23 protein-coding genes and 1 pseudogene are annotated in these 21,989 nt (G+C 73.8%); 16 read left to right on the top strand and 8 right to left on the bottom strand.

All coding sequences use genetic code 11. The features are described from left to right. Positions 1-42 precede the first annotated feature (42 nt). Positions 43-621, top strand: coding sequence for a helix-turn-helix domain-containing protein (locus ACQP04_RS30790; RefSeq protein WP_433504014.1), 579 nt, complete (start codon positions 43-45; stop codon positions 619-621). Positions 622-683: 62 nt separating this feature from the next. Continuing rightward, positions 684-818: pseudogene (locus ACQP04_RS30785) on the top strand (group 1 truncated hemoglobin); the annotation flags it as partial. A gap of 123 nt (positions 819-941) precedes the next feature. Here the strand turns inward: ACQP04_RS30785 and ACQP04_RS30780 are convergent. The 6 genes from ACQP04_RS30780 to ACQP04_RS30755 form a co-directional block, all read right to left on the bottom strand. Beyond that, positions 942-1,115, bottom strand: a complete 174-nt coding sequence (locus tag ACQP04_RS30780; RefSeq protein ID WP_433504013.1) for a hypothetical protein — start codon at positions 1,113-1,115, stop codon at positions 942-944. Positions 1,116-1,254: 139 nt separating this feature from the next. Continuing rightward, positions 1,255-2,052, bottom strand: a complete 798-nt coding sequence (locus tag ACQP04_RS30775; protein ID WP_433504012.1) for an SDR family NAD(P)-dependent oxidoreductase — start codon at positions 2,050-2,052, stop codon at positions 1,255-1,257. A gap of 24 nt (positions 2,053-2,076) precedes the next feature. Next, positions 2,077-2,874 (bottom strand): SDR family NAD(P)-dependent oxidoreductase, encoded by a 798-nt coding sequence (locus tag ACQP04_RS30770; RefSeq protein WP_433504011.1) that lies wholly within the window; start codon positions 2,872-2,874, stop codon positions 2,077-2,079. 34 nt (positions 2,875-2,908) lie between these two features. Further along, positions 2,909-3,808: an alpha/beta hydrolase gene (locus ACQP04_RS30765; protein WP_433504010.1), complete on the bottom strand. Its 900-nt coding sequence runs from the start codon at positions 3,806-3,808 to the stop codon at positions 2,909-2,911. A 50-nt stretch (positions 3,809-3,858) separates the two neighbouring features. After that, complete coding sequence (locus tag ACQP04_RS30760) at positions 3,859-4,905, bottom strand: helix-turn-helix domain-containing protein (RefSeq protein ID WP_433504009.1); 1,047 nt, start codon at positions 4,903-4,905, stop codon at positions 3,859-3,861. Between the two features lie 175 nt (positions 4,906-5,080). Then, positions 5,081-5,752, bottom strand: coding sequence for a class I SAM-dependent DNA methyltransferase (locus ACQP04_RS30755; protein ID WP_433504008.1), 672 nt, complete (start codon positions 5,750-5,752; stop codon positions 5,081-5,083). 92 nt (positions 5,753-5,844) lie between these two features. Here ACQP04_RS30755 and ACQP04_RS30750 point away from each other — a divergent pair, with 92 nt between their 5' ends. Continuing rightward, positions 5,845-6,678: a class I SAM-dependent methyltransferase gene (locus ACQP04_RS30750; RefSeq protein WP_433504007.1), complete on the top strand. Its 834-nt coding sequence runs from the start codon at positions 5,845-5,847 to the stop codon at positions 6,676-6,678. Positions 6,679-6,739: 61 nt separating this feature from the next. Here ACQP04_RS30750 and sodN read toward each other — a convergent pair whose 3' ends face one another. Continuing rightward, entirely contained in the window at positions 6,740-7,153 is a 414-nt protein-coding gene (sodN, locus tag ACQP04_RS30745; protein WP_037051713.1) for a superoxide dismutase, Ni, read from the bottom strand. Positions 7,154-7,229: 76 nt separating this feature from the next. Here sodN and ACQP04_RS30740 point away from each other — a divergent pair, with 76 nt between their 5' ends. The 11 genes from ACQP04_RS30740 to ACQP04_RS30690 all read left to right on the top strand — a co-directional run bounded on the left by ACQP04_RS30740 (position 7,230) and on the right by ACQP04_RS30690 (position 19,973). After that, the gene (locus ACQP04_RS30740; protein ID WP_433504006.1) at positions 7,230-7,565 is read left to right on the top strand and encodes a S26 family signal peptidase; all 336 of its coding nucleotides are present in this window, start codon (positions 7,230-7,232) and stop codon (positions 7,563-7,565) included. Between the two features lie 170 nt (positions 7,566-7,735). Then, positions 7,736-8,950, top strand: coding sequence for an NAD(P)-dependent malic enzyme (locus tag ACQP04_RS30735; RefSeq protein WP_433504005.1), 1,215 nt, complete (start codon positions 7,736-7,738; stop codon positions 8,948-8,950). A 193-nt stretch (positions 8,951-9,143) separates the two neighbouring features. Next, positions 9,144-11,987, top strand: a complete 2,844-nt coding sequence (locus ACQP04_RS30730) for a putative bifunctional diguanylate cyclase/phosphodiesterase (protein ID WP_433504004.1) — start codon at positions 9,144-9,146, stop codon at positions 11,985-11,987. A gap of 131 nt (positions 11,988-12,118) precedes the next feature. Then, positions 12,119-13,189, top strand: a complete 1,071-nt coding sequence (locus ACQP04_RS30725; RefSeq protein ID WP_433504003.1) for an ABC transporter ATP-binding protein — start codon at positions 12,119-12,121, stop codon at positions 13,187-13,189. Next, complete coding sequence (locus ACQP04_RS30720) at positions 13,189-13,839, top strand: ABC transporter permease (protein WP_433504002.1); 651 nt, start codon at positions 13,189-13,191, stop codon at positions 13,837-13,839. Before ACQP04_RS30725 ends, ACQP04_RS30720 begins: the two co-directional genes overlap by 1 nt. Beyond that, positions 13,836-14,594 carry an ABC transporter permease gene (locus ACQP04_RS30715; RefSeq protein WP_433504001.1) on the top strand — a complete coding sequence of 253 codons (759 nt, stop codon included), beginning with the start codon at positions 13,836-13,838 and terminating at the stop codon, positions 14,592-14,594. The genes ACQP04_RS30720 and ACQP04_RS30715 overlap by 4 nt, the downstream gene beginning before the upstream one ends. Continuing rightward, entirely contained in the window at positions 14,591-15,523 is a 933-nt protein-coding gene (locus ACQP04_RS30710) for an ABC transporter substrate-binding protein (RefSeq protein WP_037051705.1), read from the top strand. The genes ACQP04_RS30715 and ACQP04_RS30710 overlap by 4 nt, the downstream gene beginning before the upstream one ends. Before the next feature lie 2 nt (positions 15,524-15,525). Next, the gene (locus ACQP04_RS30705) at positions 15,526-16,338 is read left to right on the top strand and encodes an MOSC domain-containing protein (RefSeq protein ID WP_433504000.1); all 813 of its coding nucleotides are present in this window, start codon (positions 15,526-15,528) and stop codon (positions 16,336-16,338) included. Between the two features lie 668 nt (positions 16,339-17,006). Beyond that, positions 17,007-17,450, top strand: coding sequence for a hypothetical protein (locus ACQP04_RS30700; RefSeq protein WP_433503999.1), 444 nt, complete (start codon positions 17,007-17,009; stop codon positions 17,448-17,450). Positions 17,451-17,604: 154 nt separating this feature from the next. After that, complete coding sequence (locus ACQP04_RS30695) at positions 17,605-19,188, top strand: multicopper oxidase family protein (protein ID WP_433503998.1); 1,584 nt, start codon at positions 17,605-17,607, stop codon at positions 19,186-19,188. Between the two features lie 125 nt (positions 19,189-19,313). Then, positions 19,314-19,973, top strand: a complete 660-nt coding sequence (locus ACQP04_RS30690) for a DUF5134 domain-containing protein (RefSeq protein WP_433503997.1) — start codon at positions 19,314-19,316, stop codon at positions 19,971-19,973. Here ACQP04_RS30690 and ACQP04_RS30685 read toward each other — a convergent pair. Next, entirely contained in the window at positions 19,970-21,271 is a 1,302-nt protein-coding gene (locus ACQP04_RS30685) for an Nramp family divalent metal transporter (RefSeq protein ID WP_433503996.1), read from the bottom strand. The two genes, ACQP04_RS30690 and ACQP04_RS30685, sit on opposite strands and share 4 nt — an antisense overlap. Positions 21,272-21,449: 178 nt before the next feature. On the opposite strand from ACQP04_RS30685, the gene ACQP04_RS30680 reads away from it, so the two are divergent. Beyond that, positions 21,450-21,710 carry a hypothetical protein gene (locus ACQP04_RS30680; protein ID WP_037053182.1) on the top strand — a complete coding sequence of 87 codons (261 nt, stop codon included), beginning with the start codon at positions 21,450-21,452 and terminating at the stop codon, positions 21,708-21,710. Positions 21,711-21,738: 28 nt separating this feature from the next. After that, positions 21,739-21,987 carry a hypothetical protein gene (locus ACQP04_RS30675; protein ID WP_037053183.1) on the top strand — a complete coding sequence of 83 codons (249 nt, stop codon included), beginning with the start codon at positions 21,739-21,741 and terminating at the stop codon, positions 21,985-21,987. Positions 21,988-21,989: the final 2 nt, after the last annotated feature.

The raw sequence follows: 21,989 nt of genomic DNA, 5'->3' as shown, positions 1-21,989 counted from the left end.
CCGGTCCGGCACGTTCCCGTGCCGGCCCGGCATGCTGGTGGGGTGGACGACGAGCTGGAGGCGGTGCTCGCCGGGGTCGGCCCCCGGCTGCGCGCGCTGCGCACGCACCGGCAGATGACCCTGGCCGAGCTGTCCGGCGAGACCGGCATCTCGGAGAGCACCCTGTCCCGGCTGGAGAGCGGCGGGCGGCGGCCCAACCTGGAGCTGCTGCTCCCGCTGGCCCGGGCGTACGGCGTGCCGCTCGACGAGCTGGTCGGCGCGCCGCAGACCGGCGACCCGCGGGTGCACCTCAAGCCGGTGCACCGCTCCGGGCGCACCTTCGTGCCGCTGACCCGCCGGGCGGGCGGCCTGCAGGCGTTCAAGATGATCTGTCCGCCGAGCCGTGACGAGCAGCCGGACCCGCGGACGCACGAGGGCTACGAGTGGCTCTACGTGCTGGAGGGGCGGTTGCGGCTCGTGCTCGGCGACCGCGACCTGGTGCTGAAGCCGGGCGAGGCCGCCGAGTTCGACACGCACGTGCCGCACTGGTTCGGCAGCGCCGACGAGCGGCCCGTCGAGCTGTTGTCGCTCTTCGGGACGCAGGGCGAGCGCGCCCACGTCCGCGCCCGCGCGGGACACTGACTCCGCACAGGGGACTCCCTCCGAGGAGTCGGTGACGACCGGCTCCCCGCCTCGAGTCCCACCAGCGCAGCGTCATCGCGGCGGCGATCGGCGGCCCCGCGCTCTACGCGGGGCGCCCGATGAAGGAGGCGCACGCCCGCTTCCGCATCCAGCCGGCGCACTTCGACCTGGTCGTCGGCCACCTCGTGGCACACTGACCGAGCTCGGCGTGCCGGCGGAGACCATCGGCACGATCGGCGAGACCCTCGCCCCGCTCAAGGCGGACATCGCCCCGCCGGAGAACGCACTCGCCTCCTGACCCGGCCCGGCCGGGCCCCGTCTCACCCCGGGACGTACCGGCACATCGCCACCGAGACGGCGACGAGGGCCAGCACGAACAGCAGCGCGCCGACCTCCCGCCACCCGCCGCCGAACGCCCGGCGGATCAGCGGTGGCCGTGGGGGATCGGGCTCCGGCACGGTGTCGCGGGGCGGCTCGCCGGGTTCGCGCGCCATGACGACCTCCGACCACTAGCAGGGCCCGCCGTCGTCCAGTCTGGTGGACTTCGCACCGGTGCACCAGACGGTGCCGGCCGATCGGTGACGCCCCGGGAACAGGGAGCGGCACCGACCGGCCGGCGAGGAGCGGATCGGGTCAGACGGAGTAGCGGCAGAGGGTCTCCCCGCCGTCGACCTTGATCAGGTCGCCGTGGATGTAGCTGGACTCGTCGCTGGCCAGGAACACCGCGAGGTTCGCGATGTCGTCGACCTCGCCCCACCGCTTGAGCGGGATGGACTCGGTGAAGACCTGGTCGAAGTCCTTGTCGTCGAACAGCTCCCGGGTCAGCGAGGTCTTCGCGTAGGTGGGGCAGATGCCGTTGACGCGGATCTTGTCCTGGCCGTACTCGATCGCCAGGCACCGGGTCAGGTTGGCCTGGGCGCCCTTGGAGATGTTGTAGACCGACTGGTTGGGGTGGCCCTGCAGGCCGGCGGTGGAGACGAGGTTGATGATCACGCCGCCGTCGCCCTGCGCGAGGAACTGCTTGATCGCCTCCTGGGCGCCGAAGAAGGTGCCCTTGGCGTTGACGTCGAAGCAGACGTCGAGGTCCTCCTCGCTGAACTCGTGCAGGCGCTTCCCGTTCCGGTAGACCCCGGCGTTGTTGACCATCACGTCGAGCCGGCCGTACGTCTCGACGGTCCGGGCCACGAGGTTCGCCACCTGGTCGGACTTCGTGACGTCGGCCGCGACGTAGACCGCCCGGCCGCCGGCCTTCTCGATGGCCTCGACCGTGGTGAGGTTCCCGTCGGTCTCGAACCCGCCGGTGTTGGGCTTCTCGTGGACGTCCGAGACCACGATCTTCGCCCCCTCCCGGGCGCAGGCGACGGCGATGCCGCGACCGAACCCGGACGCGGAGCCGGTGACGACGACGACCTTGTCCTGCAGACGGGCCATGACGTGCCTTCCTCTTCGAACGGATCAGGGCGCCGTGTAGCCGCCGTCGATGGTGACCATCGATCCCGTGGCCCAGCGCGAGTCGTCGCAGGACAGGAAGACCGCGGCCTTGGCGACGTCCTCGGCGGTGCCCAGCTCGGGCCAGGGGGACTTCGAGTGAAGGACCTCGTTCAGCTCCGGGTCGTCCAGGAACGGGCGGACCATCGCGGTGGCGAGGAAGCCGGGACAGATCGCGTTCACGTTGATCCGCTCCGGCGCGAAGTCCACGGCGAGCTGGCGGGTCAGGTTCACCACCGCGCCCTTGGCGGCGCAGTAGGCCGGCTCGGCGGCGAGCCCGACGAGACCACCGATCGACGCGATGTTCACGACGCGGCCGCGGGAACCGTCGACCGGCTCCTGGGTGAGCATCTGGCGGATGGCGAACTTGCAGCCCAGCCACACGCTCTTGCCGTTGACCGCCATCGTGCGGTCGTAATCGTCCTCGGTCTCGTCGACGATGGTGTGCAGGCCGGTGAAGATGCCGGCGTTGTTCACCATGACGTCGAGCCGGCCGAAGCTGCCGACCGCGGCGTTCACCAGGTTCTCGACCGCGGCGTAGTCCGCCGCGTCGGCCTCGACGTACTCGGCCTTGCCGCCGCGGGCGCGGATGACGTCGTCGGTCGGGGTGCGGATGTCGCCCTCGTACCCGCCCTCGCGGGCCTCGCGACGGATGTCGGAACAGACGACCGACGCGCCCTCCGCCGCCAGCGCGAGCGCGATCGCCCGCCCGTTGCCGGAGCTGGAGCCGGTGACGACGGCGACCTTGTCCTGCAGCTTGCCCATGTCAGGGAGGTCCTCTCGTGACGTGGTCGGGTGATCAGGGCGCGAGGTGCTGCACGAACCAGGCCAGGGCGGGGTTGCTGGAGGCCTCGAAGCCCTCGACGTAGGCGTCGAAGTGGCCGCCCGGCAGGATCTCGAGGCGCTTGGGCTCGCGGGCCTTCTCGTACGCGGCGATCGCCAGATGGGTGGGGGTGAGGACGTCGTTCTGCGCCGGGAGCAGCAGCAGCGGCGTCGGGCTGATCTGGGAGATGTAGTCGACCGGGTTGTACTCGCCCAGCATCTCGACGCTGCGCAGCGTGACCTCGTTGCGCCAGTTCGGGGCGCGCAGCTTGTGGGTCTCGGTGAACCACGTCCACGAGTCCGGGGTGGGCAGCGCCGAGGGCGCCATCGGGTCCTCCGCGACCACCGGCACCATGGCCGGCGGGTCGCCCCGGAACCGGGCGAGCCGGTCCTGGTCGAACATCTCGCGGAACCCGCCGAGGAAGTCCGAGCGGACCAGCGCCCGCACGTTGTCGTAGCCGCTGACCAGGGGGACCTGGCTGACCACGGCCTTCACCCGGCGGTCGATCGCGGCGACCACGAGGACGTTCCCACCGGAGTAGCTCGACCCCCAGACGCCGATGCGGGCGGCGTCGGTCTCGGGCAGCGTCGTCGCGTAGGTGATGGCGTGCCGGTAGTCGCGGACCTGCGCCCACGGGTCGATCTCCTGGCGCGGGGTGCCGTCGCTGTCGCCGAAGTTGCGGTTGTCGTAGACCAGCGCGTTGAGGCCGTTCGCCGAGAACAGCTCGGCGTACCTGTCGAGGTACATCTCCTTCACGGCCGAGAAGCCGTGCGAGAGGACGATCGTCGGGGCAGGGCCGGCGGCCCCCTCCGCGGGGTAGAACCAGCCGCGCAGCGTCACGCCCTCGGCGTCGAACTCCACGTCACGTCGAGCCATCGGGACTCCTCCGGTCGGCGGCCCGGGAGGCGCTCGCGTGGGGCGCCGGCTCAGCCCTGGGCCGGTGTGATCCCAGTCTCCCGGCGGCCCGCGCCGGCGCGATGAACTGCTGCGACAGGTCGTTGCACGGGCGCGCCACCGGCACGGTCGAGGTGCGCCGTGGTGCGGTAGTCGCTCGGCGAGGCGCCGTACCGGGCCTTGAACGACCGGCTGAAGTGGCTGGTGTCCGAGAAGCCCCAGCGGTGCGCGATTGCGGAGATCGGGCGGTCGGACTCGGTGAGCTCCTCGCGGGCCCGGGCCAGCCGGCGCACGCGGATGACCTCGCCCACGGTCTGCCCGGTGGCGTTGAAGATCCGGTTGACCGTCCGCACGGACACCCCGTGCGCGGCGGCGAGGTCCTGCGCGGTCACCGCGTCGAGCAGGTGCCGCTCGATGTAGCGGTCCATCTGTGCCCGCAGCGCCGGCTGGGCCATCGAGGTCGCCGGCACGCCGCTGCCGGAGCGCAGCGCCCCGATGAACAGCTCCAGGGTGGCGTTGCGGGCGGCGCTGATCGCGCCCTGGTCGAGCTCGGGCAACGACGTGCGCAACGTGTCCAGGTACGACGTGAGCAGCCGGGTGGCCGGCCTGCCGCCGTCGAGCCGCACCCCGCCCGACATCAGCGCCCGGCCGGACACCTCCTCCAGCGCCGCGCGGGGGATGAGCAGGCTGCGCTTGGCCAGCGGCTCCCACACGGCGAACCGAGCCGGCCGGGTGCTGTCCCAGGCGACCGCGTCACCGGGTTGCAGGCAGGCCTCGGCGTCGTTCTGGGCGACCGTCTCCTGCCCGGCCAGGGTGATCAGGACGACGACGAACTCCCCGTCGGTCCGGGCCAGCTCGCGGCGGGTCCGGGTGCCGGAGCACGGGCCGCACTCGCAGTCGACCAGCGCGAGGTCGTCGATCCACCAGCGCCGCGCCGACGCGGTGAACCCGGGCGGATCCGCGTCCACCGGGACCGAGACCGTCCACGGCAGGTGCGTGGCCGAGAGCATGTCGCGCCACTCGTCCGTGACCGCGTCGGCCTCGCCGCTCGTGGTCCAGAACTCCTCGTCGCGTTCCATCCGCGTCCCCTCGGCCGACGGCGCTGTCGAACCCCGGCGACCTACGGTAGGCGCTCCGGCAAGGCCACGTCCTCCACCGGGTCTCGATCCGTCGACCCTGCCCACCCGCTCGGTCCACACGTAGAACCGGTGCGCCAGGGCCCGGAACTCCCGCGACAGGCCGGCGAGGTTCGGCTCAGCCGGCGGCGGTCGGCCGCTTGCAGGCGATGAGGGAGGCCTGCGGGATCTTCGTGGCGGCGCTCGCCGGCGCGGGCGCCCGGACGAGCGTCGCGACGAGGTCGAACCCGGCCTCGTCGAGGAGGCCGGCGACCGCGTCGGGCCGGAGCCGGTGGAAGTCCAGCGAGACCTGGTGCCCGAAGGCCTCGTCGAAGTGCAGGACGTCGTCCCCGACCTGGAAGGCCACCAGCAGGTGGCCTCCGTCCTCCAGCACCCGGTGGAACTCGGCGAACACCGCGGGCAGGTGTGCCGGGGGGACATGGATGATCGAGTACCAGGCGACGAGGCCCGCCAGGCTCGCGTCGGACGCGTCGAGCGCGCCCATGTCGCCGACGTCGAACGTGACGTCCGGGTGGGCGCGACGGGCGAGGTCGACCATCGCGGCGGAGAGATCGACCCCGCGGATCGCCAGCCCCAGCTCGCGCAGGTGCCCGGCCACGTGGCCGGGCCCGCTGCCGACCTCGACCAGCCGGCCGTCCGGGTGCCGGTCGGTCACGAGCTCGGCGAAGCCGGCGAGCACGGCGCGGTCGAGCGGGCTGTCGGCGAGCTCGGAGCGGAACGTCTCCTCGTAGGACCGTGCGATCGCGTCGTAGCCGCTGCGGGTGTCGCTCAGGTACGCCGACTCGATCACGACCGCAGCCTAGGGCCGCCGACGAGGGCGACGACGAGGGCCGTCGACGGCAGCGAGGTGGGAGTGGGCGCATGCCCACCTAGGGTGGGCGCATGCCCGCACCACCACCGCCACCACCACCACCGCCGGCGGCCGGGCCCTCCCGCGCGGCCGAGAGCCACCGGATGCGGGATGTCGCCGAGGGGTTCGGCGCCGATGCCGATCGCTACGACCGAGCGCGCCCGAGGTATCCCGCCGCGCTGGCGGAGGCGGTGCTGTCCGAGCTGCCCGGGAGCCGGATCCTCGATGTCGGGATCGGGACCGGGATCTCGTCGCTGCCGTTCCGCGACGCGGGAGCGACGATGCTCGGCGTCGATCCCGATGTGCGGATGGCCGAGGTCGCCCGCGCCCGAGGGTTCGACGTCGACACTGCGACGTTCGAGGACTGGAACCCGCAGGGACGTCGTTTCGACGGCGTCATCGCAGGCCAGACATGGCACTGGGTCGATCCGATCGCGGGCGCGGCCAAGGCGGCCGCCGTGCTCCACCCCGGTGGCCGTCTCGCGGTGTTCTGGAATGCCGGTGACCCGCCGACGGATCTCGCCGCCGCCTTCGCCGAGGTCTACCGGAGCGTCGAGACCGGCCTGCCCTTCACGCCGTGGACCGCGCCGCAGCGCGACGGCTACGCGGCCTTCCTCGACAGGGCCGAAGCGGGTGTCCGGGAGGCCGGGGGTTTCGGGAGGCCGCAGCGGCTGCGCTTCGACTGGGAGACGACGATCAGCCGCGACGCCTTCCTCGAACAGGTTCCGACCGCGGGCGGGCACGACCGGATCGCGCCGGAGAACCTCGCGAAACTCCTCGCGGGGCTCGCGGACGCGATCGAGTCGGCCGGTGGGACCTTCACCATGCGTTACGCGACACTCGCGCTCGTCAGTCCTCTCACCTGACCCGAAAGCGACGCTGACCACGAGGAATCCTCGCTGGTCAGCGCCGCTTCCGGCGCGAGGCTCAGGCAGCCTGCTTGGTCTCCCAGAAGATCTTGTCGATCTGGGCGATGTAGTCCAGCAGCTCCTGGCCGTCCTTCGGGTCGACCGAGGACTTGGTGCCGCCGGGGCCGCCACCGGCCTTCTTGGTGGCCTTGTTGAACAGCTCGTGCAGCTCCGGGTACTTCTCGAAGTGCGGCGGCTTGAAGTAGTCCGTCCACAGCACCCAGAGGTGGTGCTTCACGAGGTCGGAGCGCTGCTCCTTGATCTCGATGGCCCGCTCGCGGAAGACCGGGTCGTCGTTGCCCTGGTACTTCTCCTGGATGGCCTTGACCGACTCGGCCTCGATGCGCGCCTGGGCAGGGTCGTACACGCCGCAGGGGAGGTCGCAGTGCGCGGTGGCCTCCAGCCGCGGGCGGAGAATGCGGGACAGCCGCATGGGTCCTCCCTGGTGGTGATCGTTCTGGCGTGCCCGACCCTACTCCCGGGGGCGGGGGGCCAGCAGGCCGGAAGGTGTGGTGAGACGGGTGTTCCGGACACGGGTCACAGGGCATCACCGCGGGTGGCGCGCAGTGACCGTCCGCGGTCCCTCCATGTCCACGGCCCTGTCCGACGACGACGTCGTGCTGGCCCGGTTCGGCCGGTCCGCCCGGCCGGGTGACGTGGTCCTGGTGCGCTGGCCGGCGCGGCCCGACCAGCTGTCGGTGAAGCGCGCGGTGCGGCCCGAGGGCGCGCTGTGGTGGGTGGAGGGCGACAACCCGTTCGGGTCCACCGACTCCCGCACGCTCGGCCCGGCCGAGGTCGTGGCCGTCGTCACGCGGCGGTTGTGGCCCCGGCCGCGGCGCCTCTGAGGTACGGTCGTCAGCCAGTACCCGACAGCCGATCCCTCGCATCACCCCGCCGCATCCCGCGGGGCGCGGCGAGGGGGCCGTCCGGCACCGATCCGGCGAGACCCTGCCCCCGGTGCACGGCGAGTAGGGACGCGCGCGAGCGTCCACCGCACCCGTACCGGAGTCCTGTCATGACCGTTTCCCCGGAGCGCACCCTGTCCTCGGACCTGTCCACGTCCGCCCCCACCCGCGACGAGATCTTCGCCTCGCACGAGGGCGGCAAGCTGGCCACCGGCCTGTCCGCGCCGCTGCGCGACGCCCGCGACCTGGCCATCGCCTACACCCCGGGCGTGGCCGAGGTCAGCCGCGCGATCGCCGCCGAGCCCGCGCTGGCGCGGCGCTACACCTGGACCGACCGGCTGGTTGCCGTGGTCAGCGACGGCACCGCCGTGCTCGGCCTCGGCGACATCGGCCCGCGCGCGTCGCTGCCGGTGATGGAGGGCAAGTCCGCACTGTTCAAGACCTTCGGCGAGCTCGACTCGATCCCGCTGGTCCTCGACACCACGGACGTCGACGAGATCGTCGAGACCCTCGTGCGGCTGCGGCCGAGCTTCGGCGCGGTCAACCTCGAGGACGTCTCGGCGCCGCGCTGCTTCGAGCTCGAGCGCAAGCTCATCGAGGCCCTGGACTGCCCGGTCATGCACGACGACCAGCACGGCACCGCGATCGTGCTGCTCGCCGCCCTGCAGGGCGCGTGCGCCACCACCGGCCGCCCGCTGTCGTCGCTGCGGATCGTGGTCTCCGGCGCCGGGGCCGCCGGGGTGGCCTGCGCCCGGATCCTGGTCGCGGCCGGGGCGGCGGACGTCGTCGTGCTCGACTCCCGCGGGGTGATCGACGCCGCCCGCGGCGGGATCAAGGCCGAGCTGGCGGCCGGGACGAACCCCCGCGGGGTGACCGGCGGCCTGGCCGACGCGCTGCGCGGCGCGGACGTGTTCGTCGGGCTCTCCAGCGCCACCCTGTCCGAGGAGATCCTGGCCACGATGGCGCCGGACCCCTTCGTGTTCGCGCTGTCCAACCCGGACCCGGAGGTCCACCCGGAGATCGCCGCGCGGTACGCCGCGGTCGTCGCCACCGGGCGCAGCGACTTCCCGAACCAGATCAACAACGTGCTGGCCTTCCCCGGCGTGTTCCGCGGGGCGCTCGACGCCGGCGCCCGCCGGATCACCGAGGGCATGAAGCTGGCCGCCGCGAACGCGATCTTCTCGGTGGCCGCGGACGACCTCGCGGCCGACCGGATCGTGCCCAGCCCGTTCGACCCGCGGGTCGCGCCCGAGGTGGCCGCCGCGGTGGCTGAGGCCGCCCGGCGCGATCCGGCCGCCGGTGTCACTGAAGGTGATCGCCGATAGGGGCTCTACCTGGCGTTCTTCCGCCGCTCGGTCGACCTGATCACGGAGAGTGTAGGCAAGTGCGGTAACTCACTCGGGTCGGAGTACTCCGTTCGAGCGGTGTCCCCGGATCGAGTGGAGCAGTCGCTCGTTGTGCTCCGTGACGGGGGCCTCCCGGGCCCCGGAACACACGGCGAGCACGTGGGGGGCGCGGGTGAGCGGCTTCGGAGGGCGCGGCGAGGCGGCGGACGAGCCAGCCCGGTCGGGCGTCCCCGACGGGGCCGCCCCGGACCCGGTCGAGGACGAGTACGGCGTCGACCCGTCGGACGGGGGGCACCCCGGGCCGGGCGGCACCGATCTGCCCGGCCCGGTGCGCCGGCTCGACCGCCGGCGGGCGGACAACGTCGCGCCGCGGCCCGAGCAGGCCCGCTTCGCCGACCGCCTGGCCCGGGCGATCTCCGCGCCGTCCGGCGGCCAGGTGCCGGGCCAGACCCGCCGCCCGGCGTCAGGATCCTTCGGCCGCGCCCTCCCCGAGCGCGAGGAGCCGGGCGAGCCCGAGGTGCGCACCGATCCCGGCGCGGTGCAGCTCGTCGCCCCGCCCGAGCAGATCAGCGGCCCGCACGCGCTCCCGCTCGAGCCCGGGACGACCGATCCGGGCGGCCTGCCGTCGGTACCGCCCGCCCTGCGGGACGTCGCCTTCGGCACCGCGGCCCTGCCGCCGTCGGCCCTGTTCGGCGAGAGGATCGACGTCGTGCCGCTGCCGGCAGCGCCCGCCGTGGTGTGCGACGGCGCGGACCGGATCCTCCGGGTCAACGACGCCTTCCTGCAGCTCGCGGGCCGACCGGCGGACCCGCTGGGCGTGCGGCTGGACCGGCTGCTCGACGGGCCCGACGCCGACGCCCGCCTGCTGCGCGCGGACGGCACCACGGCCCGGGTGCGCGCGGTCCGCTGGGACCTGCCGGGCGACCTGCACACCGTCGTCCTCGTCGAGCTGGGCGAGCGGGACCGCGGCGACCGGCGCTGGACCGCCGAGCTGGAGCGGCTGGCCCGCGTCGGCACCTGGACGTTCGAGCTGGCCACGGCCACCTTCCGGCGGAGCGCCTCGCTCGAGGAGCTGTACCGGGACGTCGGCGTGGTCCCGGACGGTCCGCACGGGCCGGTCGAGGGCGAGCAGGTGGCCGCGCTCTGCCGGGCGCTGCGCACCGGCTCGGGGCCGACCGACCACCACGTCGAGCTGCGGCTGCCCGGCGACCGGGTGCTCAGCTGCCGGGCCGGCGTGGAGCGTGGTCCCGACGGCCTGCCCGTCCGGCTGGCCGGGATGGTGCGCGACGTGACCGCGCAGCGGCTCGCCGAGGGCGGTCGCCACTCCGCGCGGCGCTTCGCCGACCTGCTCTCCACGGTGCCCGACGGCGTGGGCCTGTTCGACGCCGCCGGCCGGCTCGCCGACGCGAACGAGGCCTTCTGCGCGCTGCTCGGCCGGCCGCTGGCGGAGCTGCGCGGCCGCACCGCGCTCGACCTGACCGCCGATGCCGAGCCGCAGCCCGACGCCGCGCCGGCGATGCTGCCCGGCTGGCTGCGCCGCATCCCGACCGGCGGCGGGCACGGCTACCGGCTCTCGGCCGTCACCCTGCTGCGGGGCGACGGCACCCGGGTGACCGTCGCGCTCGCGGTCACCGCCTCGACGTCCGACGACGGGGACCCGTTCTGGCTGGTCGTGGCCACCGAGATCGCCCCGGCCGCCCCGCGCGAGGCGGGCAGCGCCGTCGACGTCCTGACCCGGCTGCCGAACCGCGCGGCCGCGCTCGACCTCGTCGCCGACCTGCTCGCCGGGCCCGACGGGAACCGGGTCGCCGTCGTCTGCGGCGACCTCGACGACTTCGCCCGCGTCAACTCCTCCCTCGGCCACGAGGCGGGTGACGAGCTGCTGGTCACCACGGCCACCCGGCTGCGCCGGCAGCTGCCCGTCGGCTGCACGCCGGCCCGGCTGGCCGGGGACGAGTTCGTCGTGATCTGCGCCGACCACGACCTGACCGGTGGCCCCGAGGCCCTGGCGCGCACCGTCGCCGAGCTCATGGGCGGCACGCTGAGCGTGCACGGGCGGCCGGTGCAGCTCACCGCGACCGTCGGCGTCGCGACGCCGGACGCCCGTCCGGACGGGCCCGTCGAGGCCGGTGACCTGCTGCGCTACGCCGAGGTCGCGATGCACGAGGCCAAGCGCACGGACCGGGGCGGGGTCGCCACCGCGTCGCCGGCCGTCGTGGGCTCGGCCGACCGGCAGCTCGAGATCGAGGGCGAGCTGCGCGCCGCGCTGACCGAGGACCGGCTGGCGCTGCAGTACCAGCCCGTCGTCGGGCCGGACGGCTCGGTGCTCTCCGCGGAGGCGCTGGTCCGCTGGCCGCACCCGGAGCGCGGGATGATCCCGCCGGGCGACTTCCTGCCGGTCGCCGAGCGCGCCGGCATGCTGCGCGACCTCGATCTGTGGGTGCTGCGGACCGCGGTCAACGAAGCGGCGACCTGGCCGGGGCGCGCCGCGGTGGCCGTGAACCTCGCGGGCCTGCTGCCCAGCGAGCCGGGTTTCCTCGACGAGGTGACCCGGATCGTCTCCGCCTCCGGCCTGCCCTGGGACCGGCTGATCCTCGAGCTGGTGGAGACCAGCCTGGTCGCGCTGCCCCCGGCGGCACGGGACGTCATGGCCGAGCTCACCGCGCGCGGCGTCCGGTTCGCCGTCGACGACTTCGGCACCGGCTACTCCTCGCTGGCCCGGCTCAAGGAGCTGCCCACCCAGACGGTCAAGGTGGACCGGGCGTTCGTCACCGGCGTCGGGTCCGACCCGGCGGACTTCGCGGTCGCCCGGGCCGTCGTCGACATGGCCCGCGCGATGGGCCGGACCACGGTGGCCGAGGGGGTCGAGACGGCCGAGCAGTTCCACGTGCTCCGCGGCCTCGGCGTCGACGCCTACCAGGGCTGGCTGTTCTCCCGGCCGCTGCCGCCGCAGGACCTGCACCGGGTGCTCGCGGACGGCAGGCTCCCGACCCCCGCCCGGTCCGTGGGAGCCTGACCGTCGAATGACCGGACGGGTCGCGGGGCGGTCACACTTGGTCATCCGGCTCGCTCCTGTCGGTGCCTCCGGATAGCCTCGTCGCACCATGGCGGCCGGAAGGCGGGCGCCGGGACGAGGGGGAACCCCGCGTGATCGAGTTCCGCGGCGTGACGAAGCGGTTCCCGGACGGGACCGTCGCGGTCGACGGGCTGGACCTGACGGTGGAGGCCGGGAAGGTGACCGTCTTCGTCGGGCCGTCCGGCTGCGGCAAGACCACGTCGCTCCGGATGATCAACAGGATGGTCGCGCCGACCGAGGGCACGGTCACCGTGGACGGGCGCGACGTGATGGCCGGCGACCCGGCGGAGCTGCGCCGCGGCATCGGCTACGTGATCCAGCAGGCCGGGCTGTTCCCGCACAAGACGATCCGGGACAACATCGCCACCGTGCCGCTGCTGCTCGGCTGGAACAAGCGCAAGGCGCGGGCGCGGGCGGACGAGCTGATGGAGGTCGTGGGCCTGGCGCCGGAGATGGCCGCCCGCTACCCGGCGCAGCTGTCCGGCGGTCAGCAGCAGCGCGTCGGCGTGGCCCGCGCGCTCGCCGCGGACCCGCCCGTGCTGCTGATGGACGAGCCGTTCAGCGCGGTCGACCCGGTGGTGCGGGAGAGCCTGCAGGAGGAGTTGCTGCGGCTGCAGGGCGAGCTGGGCAAGACGATCGTGTTCGTCACCCACGACATCGACGAGGCGGTGAAGCTCGGCGACAAGGTCGCGGTGTTCCGCACCGGCGGCGTCCTCGCGCAGTACGACGAGCCCGGTGTCCTGCTCGACCGCCCGGCGGACGGGTTCGTCGACGGGTTCGTCGGCCGCGACCGCGGCTACCGCAAGCTGGGCTTCCTGTCCGACGAGCTGCCGCTCACCGAGCTGCCCACAGTGCGCGTCGGCGAGCCGGCGCCCGCGGGCTGGTCGCTCGTCGCCGACGCGGACGGTCACCCGGTCGGCTGGGTGAGCGGCGAGGGGACGGTCGAGGAGTCGGCCGTCCTGCCGGGCGGGTCGCTCTACGAGGTCGGGTCGGGCTCGCTGCGCAGCGCGCTCGACGCCGCGCTGTCCTCGCCGTCGGGCCGCGGGGTCGCGGTCGACGGGGACGGTCGCGTCGCGGGCGCGCTGAGCGCCGACGACGTGCTGAGGGCGCTCGCCGCCTCCCGGGCGGACGAGGCGGCCTGATGGTCTGGGACTGGATCCCACGCAATCTCGGCATGCTCGGCGAGCTCCTCGGCGAGCACGTGGTCCTCGCGCTGGTCCCGGTGCTGATCGGGCTGGTGCTCGCCGTCCCGATCGGCTGGGCCGCCGCCGGGAACCGGGCGCTGCGCGCGGTGCTCGTGCCCGCGGCCAGCGTGCTGTACACGATCCCGTCCCTGGCGCTGTTCATCGTGCTGCCGGCGATCATCGGCACCCGCATCCTCGACCCGCTCAACGTCGTCGTCGCGCTCACGATCTACACCGTCGCCCTGCTGGTCCGCTCGGTGGCCGACGCGCTCGGCGCCGTGCCGTCGATGGTCGTCGCCGCGGCCACCGCGATGGGGTACCGGCCGGGCCGGCGGTTCGTCTCCGTCGAGCTGCCGCTGGCGGTGCCCGTGCTGATCGCGGGGCTGCGGGTGGCCGCGGTGTCGAACATCAGCCTCGTGTCGGTCGGCGCACTGATCGGCGTCGGCGGGCTGGGGCAGCTGTTCACCGAGGGCTACCAGCGCAACTTCCCGCTCGAGATCGTCACCGGCATCGTGCTGATCCTGTTGCTGGCGCTGGTCGTCGACGGGCTGCTCGTGCTGATCGGGCGGGTCAGCACGCCCTGGACCCGGGCGGGGGCGAACGCGTGAACGCCCTCTTCTCCTGGCTCGCCGACCCCGCGCACTGGAGCGGGCCCGCCGGCATCCCGGCCCGGCTCGTCGAGCACCTCTGGTACTCGGTCCTCGCCCTGGCGCTCGGCGCCGTGGTGGCCCTGCCGATCGGGGCGCTCGTCGGGCACTCGCGCAAGGGCGGCTTCCTGATCGTCGGCAGCGCCAACGGGCTGCGCGCGCTGCCCGAGCTCGGCCTGCTGACCCTGCTCGTGCTGCTGATGGGGATCGGGCTGCTCCCGGTCACCCTCGCGCTCGCCGTGCTCGCGGTCCCGCCGCTGCTGGCCGGCGCCTACTCCGGCGTGCGCAACGTCGACCCCGGCGCGGTCGACGCGGCGCGCGGCATGGGGATGCGCGAGTGGCAGGTGCTGACCAAGGTCGAGCTGCCCAACGCGCTCCCGCTGATCCTCGGCGGGTTCCGCAGTGCGGCGCTGCAGGTCATCGCGACCGCCGCCGTCGCCGCGTACGTGAGCTTCGGCGGCCTCGGCCGCTTCCTGATCGACGGGCTGCGCACCCGCGAGTACCCGCAGATGGCGGCCGGCGCGGTCCTGGTGGCCGTCCTCGCGCTCGCCGTCGAGGGCCTGCTCGCGCTGCTGCAGCGCGCCGTCGTCTCGCCCGGGCTGCGCGGCGGCGGCCGCCGCTCGCCCACCGCCACCGTCGGGCGGCCCGCGCCGGCCCCCGGTGCCGCGCACCCCGATCCCGTCCCCACCCGAGAGCCCGCAGGAGCAGAACCGTGAAACTCGCCCGTCCCCTCACCCTCGTCGCCGCCGGTGCGGCCCTGGTCCTCGGGCTGACCGCCTGCGGTGGCGGCGGGGGCTCGAACGACCCGCTGGCGTCGGGCAACAGCCAGGCCCCGGCCGCGTCGGACACCATCCGCATCGGCTCCGCGGACTTCCCGGAGAACCAGGTGCTCGCCGAGATCTACGCCCAGTCCCTCGAGGCCAAGGGTGTGAAGGTCGAGCGGAACTTCAACATCGGCAGCCGCGAGGTCTACTTCCCGGCGCTCACCGACGGGTCGATCGACCTCATCCCGGACTACACCGGCGTGCTGCTGCAGTACATCAACAAGAACGCCACCGAGACCGAGGGCGACGCCGTCTACGCGGCCCTGCAGAAGGCCGTCCCGGCACCGCTCACCGTGCTGGACAAGGCGGCGGCCGAGAACAAGGACGCCGTCGTCGTCACCGGCGAGTACGCCCAGCAGAACAACCTGAAGAACATCGGCGACCTCGCCCCGATCGCCGGCCAGGCGTCGTTCGGCGGCCCGTCCGAGTTCCAGACCCGGCCCGACGGGATCCCCGGCATCGAGAAGACCTACGGCGTGAAGTTCAAGGAGTTCAAGGCGCTCGACACCGGCGGCCCGCTGACGGTCGCCGCGCTCAAGGACGGCACCGTCCAGGCGGCCGACCTGTTCACCACCGACCCGACCATCGAGGACAGCGGGTTCGTGGTGCTCGGCGACCCGGACAACAACTTCGCCGCGCAGAACGTCGTGCCGCTGATCAACTCGAGCAAGGCCAACGACACGGTCAAGCAGGCGCTCAACGCCGTCCAGGCCAAGCTGACGACCGAGGGCCTCATCGAGCTCAACCGCACCCTCAACGGCGCGGACAAGCCCGACGTCGGCACGGTCGCCAAGAACTGGCTCGCGCAGCAGGGGCTCTGACGATGACAGCCGGCACCGTCGCCGCCCTGTACCGCTACCCGGTCAAGTCGATGCTGGGCGAGCCGGTCGCGGAGATCGCGGTCGGCCCGCTCGGCGTCGCCGGGGACCGCCGGTTCGCGCTCCTCGACGAGGAGACCGGCCGGGTGGCCACGGCCAAGCACCCGCGGCGCTGGCGGCAGCTGCTGCAGTGCCGCTCCGCAACCGCGTCCGGCGGCGTGCGGGTCACCCTGCCGGACGGACGTTCGCTCGACGCCTCGGAGGCGGACGAGGAGCTGTCCGCGCTGCTCGGGCGGCGGGTCCGGATGGCGGGGAAGCGTCCCGAGGGCGCCGAGGTCGAGCGGCCGGACCCGGTCGACGTGCTCGCCGAGGGGGTCGACGCCGAGGTGGACTACGCGATCCTCGAGATCGCGCAGGGCACCCCCGGCGGCGCCTTCGTCGACCACTCGCCGGTGCACCTGATCACCACCGCGACGCTCGACGCGATCGGCGTCGGCGCGGCGGAGGCGATCCGCTACCGGCCCAACGTCGTCATCCACACCCCCGAGGGCTATCCGCCCTTCGCGGAGAACGACTGGCCGGGCACCGAGATCACCCTCGGCGAGGTGCGCCTGCGCGCCACCCTGCCCACGCCGCGCTGCTCGGTCCCGACCCTGGAGCACGGCTCGCTCGGCCGCGCCCCCGACGCGGTCCGCCCCCTCCTCGACCACCGGGTCGAGGTCCCCGGTTTCGGCCTTCTGCCCTGCGCAGGGGTGTACGCCGAGGTCGTGCAGGGTGGGACGGTTCGCGCGGGGGACGAGGTGCGGGTGGGGGAGTAGGACCGCCAGCTCGTGTTTCACGCTCGATGTGATCAAGGGCGAGGGGTGCTCCCGCGCCTTCCGCCGGCATCCTTCTGCCCTTGATCACGGTCCGCGAGGCCTTCTCGCAGTGATGGCGGGTCTCCCTGGCTCACGGGTGTCGCGCTTCTGCTTCATCTGCTTGGCGGCACACCCGCTCGCGTGGTGACGCACCTGCTCGGGCGCGGTCCCACACCCGCCAGGTCGGTCCCACATCCTGTCGACGGGTTGTGTAGCGCTTCTTCGGGTGTGCGGGCGGGGTGAAAACCTCCGTGGCCGGCGGGAAGAGCGCGTCCGCGGCTCCGCTTCGAGGGCGACCTCCTGCCCGGCCCAGAGTCCGGCACCGGCCGCTCCGGGCGCGACCCGTCTCGTGCCACCAGTCCCACTCCTGCCGGCGAGCTTGCCGCGGGACTACTCGCGCCGTCGGGTGCGACCGTCTTCCCTCGGCACACCCGCTCGTGCGTCGCGCAGGCCGTCGACGGGGTGTGGGACGGACCTCGAGGGTGTGAGGAGCCGCCGGGACGGATGTGCGTGGGCCGGAGCGGGTGTGCGGCCGGCCCTCCACCCCGAGACCCTGACCGGCCCGCTCAGGGAGGGGTCGGGGTTCGTCCCGGATCCCGGCGACGGACTGGATTCCTAGCGTCCCAGGCGTGGACACCACCCTCCCCGGCTCGGAACGTGCGCCGGGTCCCGTGCGTCTGCCCGACCCCCGCCGACCGCGCGCGACGCTGTGGACGCTGCGGGTACTGCTGACGCTGCACGTGCTCGCGGTGCTGGCCCAGCCGCTGCTGGCCGGGCTGTACCTGTCCGGCGACGTCGACGCGATCGCGGTGCACGGGGCCGTCGGCTCCGCCCTGGCGGCGCTCGGACTGGTGTTGATCGCGGCTGCCGCGGCATTCGTCCTGGTCGGCCGCGGGCGGTGGTGGGTGCTGCCGGCCACGGTGGTGCTGTTCCTCGCGGAGGGCCTGCAGGTCGGGCTCGGGTACGCGCGGCAGCTGAACCTGCACGTCCCGCTCGGGGTGCTGGTCGTGACGGTGTCGATCCTGCTCGCCGCCTGGGTCTGGACCCCCGCCGCCCGCCGGGGCCGGCGATGACCGCGCCCACCTCGCCCCCGACGACCCGCCCGACCTCGACCCCGCCGACGATGACCCCGCCCGCGACCGCGTCGACATCACCCGCGCCGACCCCACCCGCGCCGACCCCACCCGCTCCGCCCACCCCCACCCCACCCACCCCCGGCAGCCGGGGATGAGGCGCTCCGCACCCCACCTCACCCGCCGCACCTTCTTCGGCGCCGTGGTCGCGGCGGCCGGGACCGCAGCTCTCTCCGGCTGCGGAGCCCTCGGCATCGACACCCCACCGGGCCAGACCGGCGAGGCGCTCCGCAGCGAACGACCCCTCCCACGCCCCTACGAGGTCCCGCTGCCGCGTCCCCGCACAGCCCGCCCGACCGGCACCCTCACGCTCCCCGACGGCACCACCGCCGACCTGTACGAGATCACCCAGCGCCCGGCGGAGGTCGAGATCCTGCCCGGCCTCCGCACCACCGTCTGGGGCTACGACGGCACCTTCCCCGGGACGACGCTGGAGACGCGGACCGGCCGCCCGGTCGTCGTCCGGCACCGCAACGAGCTGCCGGTCCCGACCGTCACGCACCTGCACGGCGGCCACACCCCGGCCGACTCCGACGGCTGGCCGCTCGACCTGCTGCTCCCCGCCGGGGCTGCACGGCCGCAGCACCACGGCATGCCCGGCGACCTGGCCGCGGGCACCCGCGACCACCACTATCCGATGACCCAGCGCGCGGCCACGCTCTGGTACCACGACCACCGTATGGACTTCACCGGCCCGGCCGTCCACCGCGGGCTGGTGGGTCTGCACCTGGTCCGGGACGACGTCGAGGACGCCCTCCCGCTGCCGCGCGGGGACCGCGAGATCCCGCTCGTGCTCTGCGACCGGTCGTTCGACGCCGACGGCCAGTTCACCTACCCGAGCCTGGACCGCAGCCTGCGCCGCGTCCCGGGCGTGGAGGTCGCGTGGATGGAGGGCGTGCTGGGCGACGTCGTGCTGGTCAACGGCGCGCCGTGGCCCGTCGCCGAGGTCGACGCGGCCCGCCACCGGCTGCGGATCCTCAACGGCGCGAACGCCCGCCGCTTCTCCCTCGCCTTCCAGGTGCCGGGCGCGCCGGACCTCCCGGTCACCCAGATCGGCTCCGACGGCGGCCTGCTCGCCGCGCCGGTCGAGCGGCCGACCGTCGACCTCGCGCCGGGGGAGCGGTGCGACGTCGTCGTGGACCTCGGGCGAGTTCCCGTCGGGACCGAGGTCACGGTCGTCAACCTGCTGGGTACCGGGCCGACCCGCGACGTGCTGCGGTTCCGGGTCGTCCGCGTCGCGCGCGACGACAGCGCCGTGCCGGCCGTGCTGTCCGAGATCGAGCCGCTGGTCCCGGGGCCGGTGCGCCGCGAGTTCGTGTTCCGTCGCGGCGCGGTCGGGGACCACTCCGGCTGGACGATCAACGACCGGTCCTTCGACCCCGACGGCTCGCTGGCCGACGTCCCGCTCGGCACGACGGAGACGTGGCGCTTCCGCACCGACGTCCACCATCCCGTGCACGTGCACCTCGACCCGGTGCAGGTTCTCACCCGCGGGGGCCGCGGACCGGGGCCGTCCGACGCCGGGTGGAAGGACACGGTGGACCTGCGGCCCGGGGAGATCGTGGACGTCGCGACGCGGTTCACCGACTTCGCCGGCCGGTTCGTGCTGCACTGCCACAACCTCGAGCACGAGGACATGGCGATGATGGCGACGATCCGGACCGTCCCCGGCGCCTGACCTGCACCACCCCCGCGGTCGTCACCCGCTGTGGGTACCCGTGCACGGTATGGATTCTTCTGCTCCGATCTGCCTACGCTCCCGGCGACCGATGAGTCCGCACGAGCGAGGGAGTCGACCTTTCCATGGCCTGGTTCAACGCCCTCCTCGCCTGTCTGTCGCTCGGCCTCGGGCTGCTGCACCTCGTCCGCCTCGCCACCGCGCGGCGCGACGGCCGCCCGGTCGCCGGGGAGGCCTCGCACGCCGTGATGGGATTCGGCATGGCGGCGATGTTCTCGCCCGTCGGCGACCCGGTCCCGGCCGCGGTGTGGATCGCCGCCTTCGGCCTGAGCGCGGCCTGGTTCGCGGCGGTCGCCCTGCGGACCGGCCCCGCGTCCGACGACGCCGGGCACCACGTCGTGTGCGGGGTCGCGATGCTGTTCATGCTCTCCTTCGGCCTGGGCGAGCGGGCGTCGGGCGGCGCGCACGCCCACCACGCCGCGGCGGGCCCGGCCGCCTGGACCTCAATCGTCGCGACCGTGCTCGCCGGCTACTTCGCCTGGCACGTCATGCGGTGCGGGGACCGCTTCGCGGCCGCCCGCCGGGCCCGGACGGCCCTCACCGAGCCCGTGCCGGCCGGGATGTCCGCCGAGATCGCCCCACCCATGGTCGACATGGCGAGCTGCGGGCACGGCGGGGTTGTGGTCGAGGGCCGGCTCGCGGCGTTGCGCGCGCCGCAGGCCGCGGCCGTCGCGCACCTGGTCATGGCCACGTCGATGGCCGTCATGCTGCTCGGGATGATCTAGAACCGGTTCACGACGTCCGTCACGAGCAGCGCCAGGAACAGCACGGAGGCGGCGCCGAGGAACAGGTTCGACAGCCATCCCGAGCGGCCCTTGCCACTCACGCGCTTCGAGTTGAGCAGCAGCATCAGCGTGATGGCCAGGAACGGCATGAAGACCGAGCCGAGCACGCCGTAGACGAGCGTGAGGCCGAAGGGCTTGTCGATGAACAGCAGCGCCATCGGCGGGAGCGTCAGCCACAGCAGGTAGCCGCGGAAGGGCAGGGACCGCTCGGTCTCGCCCGACGCGAACCGCTCGATCGTCGTGCCCGTCTCCGCCGCCGTGCCGTGCGGCAGCCGGATCGCCCGCGTCCAGTCGGCGAACATGAACGAGACGCCGTTCCACACGCCGAGCAGGGACGTCGAGGTCACGGCCAGGAACCCGACCAGGAAGAGGATCCGGGCCCAGGCGCCGTACCGGTCGTCGAGCGCGGCGCCCAGCGTGAGCAGGCCGCTGTCGGACTCGGTGAGGTTCTGCCCGAACAGCAGGGTGGAGCCGACGACCAGCATCGCGATCACGAAGATGCCGGTCATGACGTACCCGACGGCGTTGTCCAGCCGCATCATCGACAGCCAGCCGGTACCCCGCCAGCCCTTGGCGAACATCCAGTAGCCGTACGCCGCCATCGTGATCGTGCCGCCGACGCCGCCGATCAGGCCCAGCACGTAGATCGTCGAACCCTCGGGCAGCCGCGGGACCAGCCCCGAGGCGAGGTTCCCCAGGTCGGGCGCGACCAGCACGGCGACCGCGACCACGGTGCAGAACTTGATCAGTACGAGCACCGTCATGAACTTCTCGAAGAAGGCGTAGCGCTGCGTCCACACCAGCACCAGCCCGACGACGCCGGCGATCATCGCCCAGTACCGCACGGACAGCCCGCCGAACAGGGCGTTGAGCGGCAGCCCGACCGCGGACATCGCCGTCGCGCCGTAGACGAAGCCCCACACCACGATGTAGACGCCGAAGAAGACGGTGGCCCACCGCCCGAGCCGCCGCCAGCCGTCGAGCAGGGTGGTCCCGGAGGCGAGGTGCCAACGGCCGACGCCCTCGCCGAGCGCGAGCTTGAGGACGGTGCCGAGGATCGCCGCCCACAGCAGCACGGTGCCGAACCGGGCGCCGGCGACCATCGTGGCCACGAGGTCGCCCGCGCCGACGCCGGTCGCGGCGGCCAGCAGCCCGGGGCCGACCTGGCGGACCTTCGCCCCGAAGCCCGTGGGTGGGGTGAGCTCCGTGGTCCGGTCGACTCCCGGCTGTGTACTCACGGCGACCTCCCGGCACTCGGCGACTCCGATGACCCCGTACGGGGGGAACGGTAGGGATGTCCGGTCCGTCCCGCAGAGTCTGGCTGCGACCGGGCTCACCGATCGTGCCCAGGTGCGCGCTGTAGGTTTCCGCCGTTACCGTCGTACCGGGGTCCAACGAGAGAGGCGAGAAGCGGCCGTGGCGAGCATCGAAGAGGTCAGGGACGGCATCGCGCAGGCCAACGACAAGGCCTCGGAGAGCATGGGGGCGCTGGACCAGGCGCGCTCCAGCATCGAGGAGGCGCAGCGCGCCCTGCAGCAGGTGACCGAGGGCAGCTCGCAGAGCGACGTCGAGCAGGCCAACGCGTACTACGCGGAGGCGGCCAGCAAGATCGACGACGTCCAGCAGGCGATCAACGCGGCGATCGAGGCGGCCGAGGGCGTCGCCGCCCGGCTGTAACACGCGTGCCCGGGCGGAGAGGCACACCGTGAGCATCGCCGAGCTGCGCGCGGCGCTCGAGGGCGTCGGCGGCGCCACCGGCGAGGCCCGCGCCCACGCGCAGCGTGCCGCCGAGCGGCTGGGCGAGGCGGCCGCACTGCTGGCCGAGCTCACCGAGCGGACCGGGGCCGACCTGCCGGTGGCGGCGTTGGAGAAGGCGCGGGAGGAGGTCGACGAGCTGGTGGCGACGGTGGGCCTGGCGGGCGACGCGGTCGCCGACCTGGGCGGTCGGCTGTAGTC

It is taken from the genome of Pseudonocardia halophobica (assembly GCF_050948485.1).
Lineage (GTDB): Bacteria > Actinomycetota > Actinomycetes > Mycobacteriales > Pseudonocardiaceae > Pseudonocardia > Pseudonocardia halophobica.
Note: the sequence above shows the minus strand (reverse complement) of the source record. Positions and strands in the feature narration are given on the sequence as shown.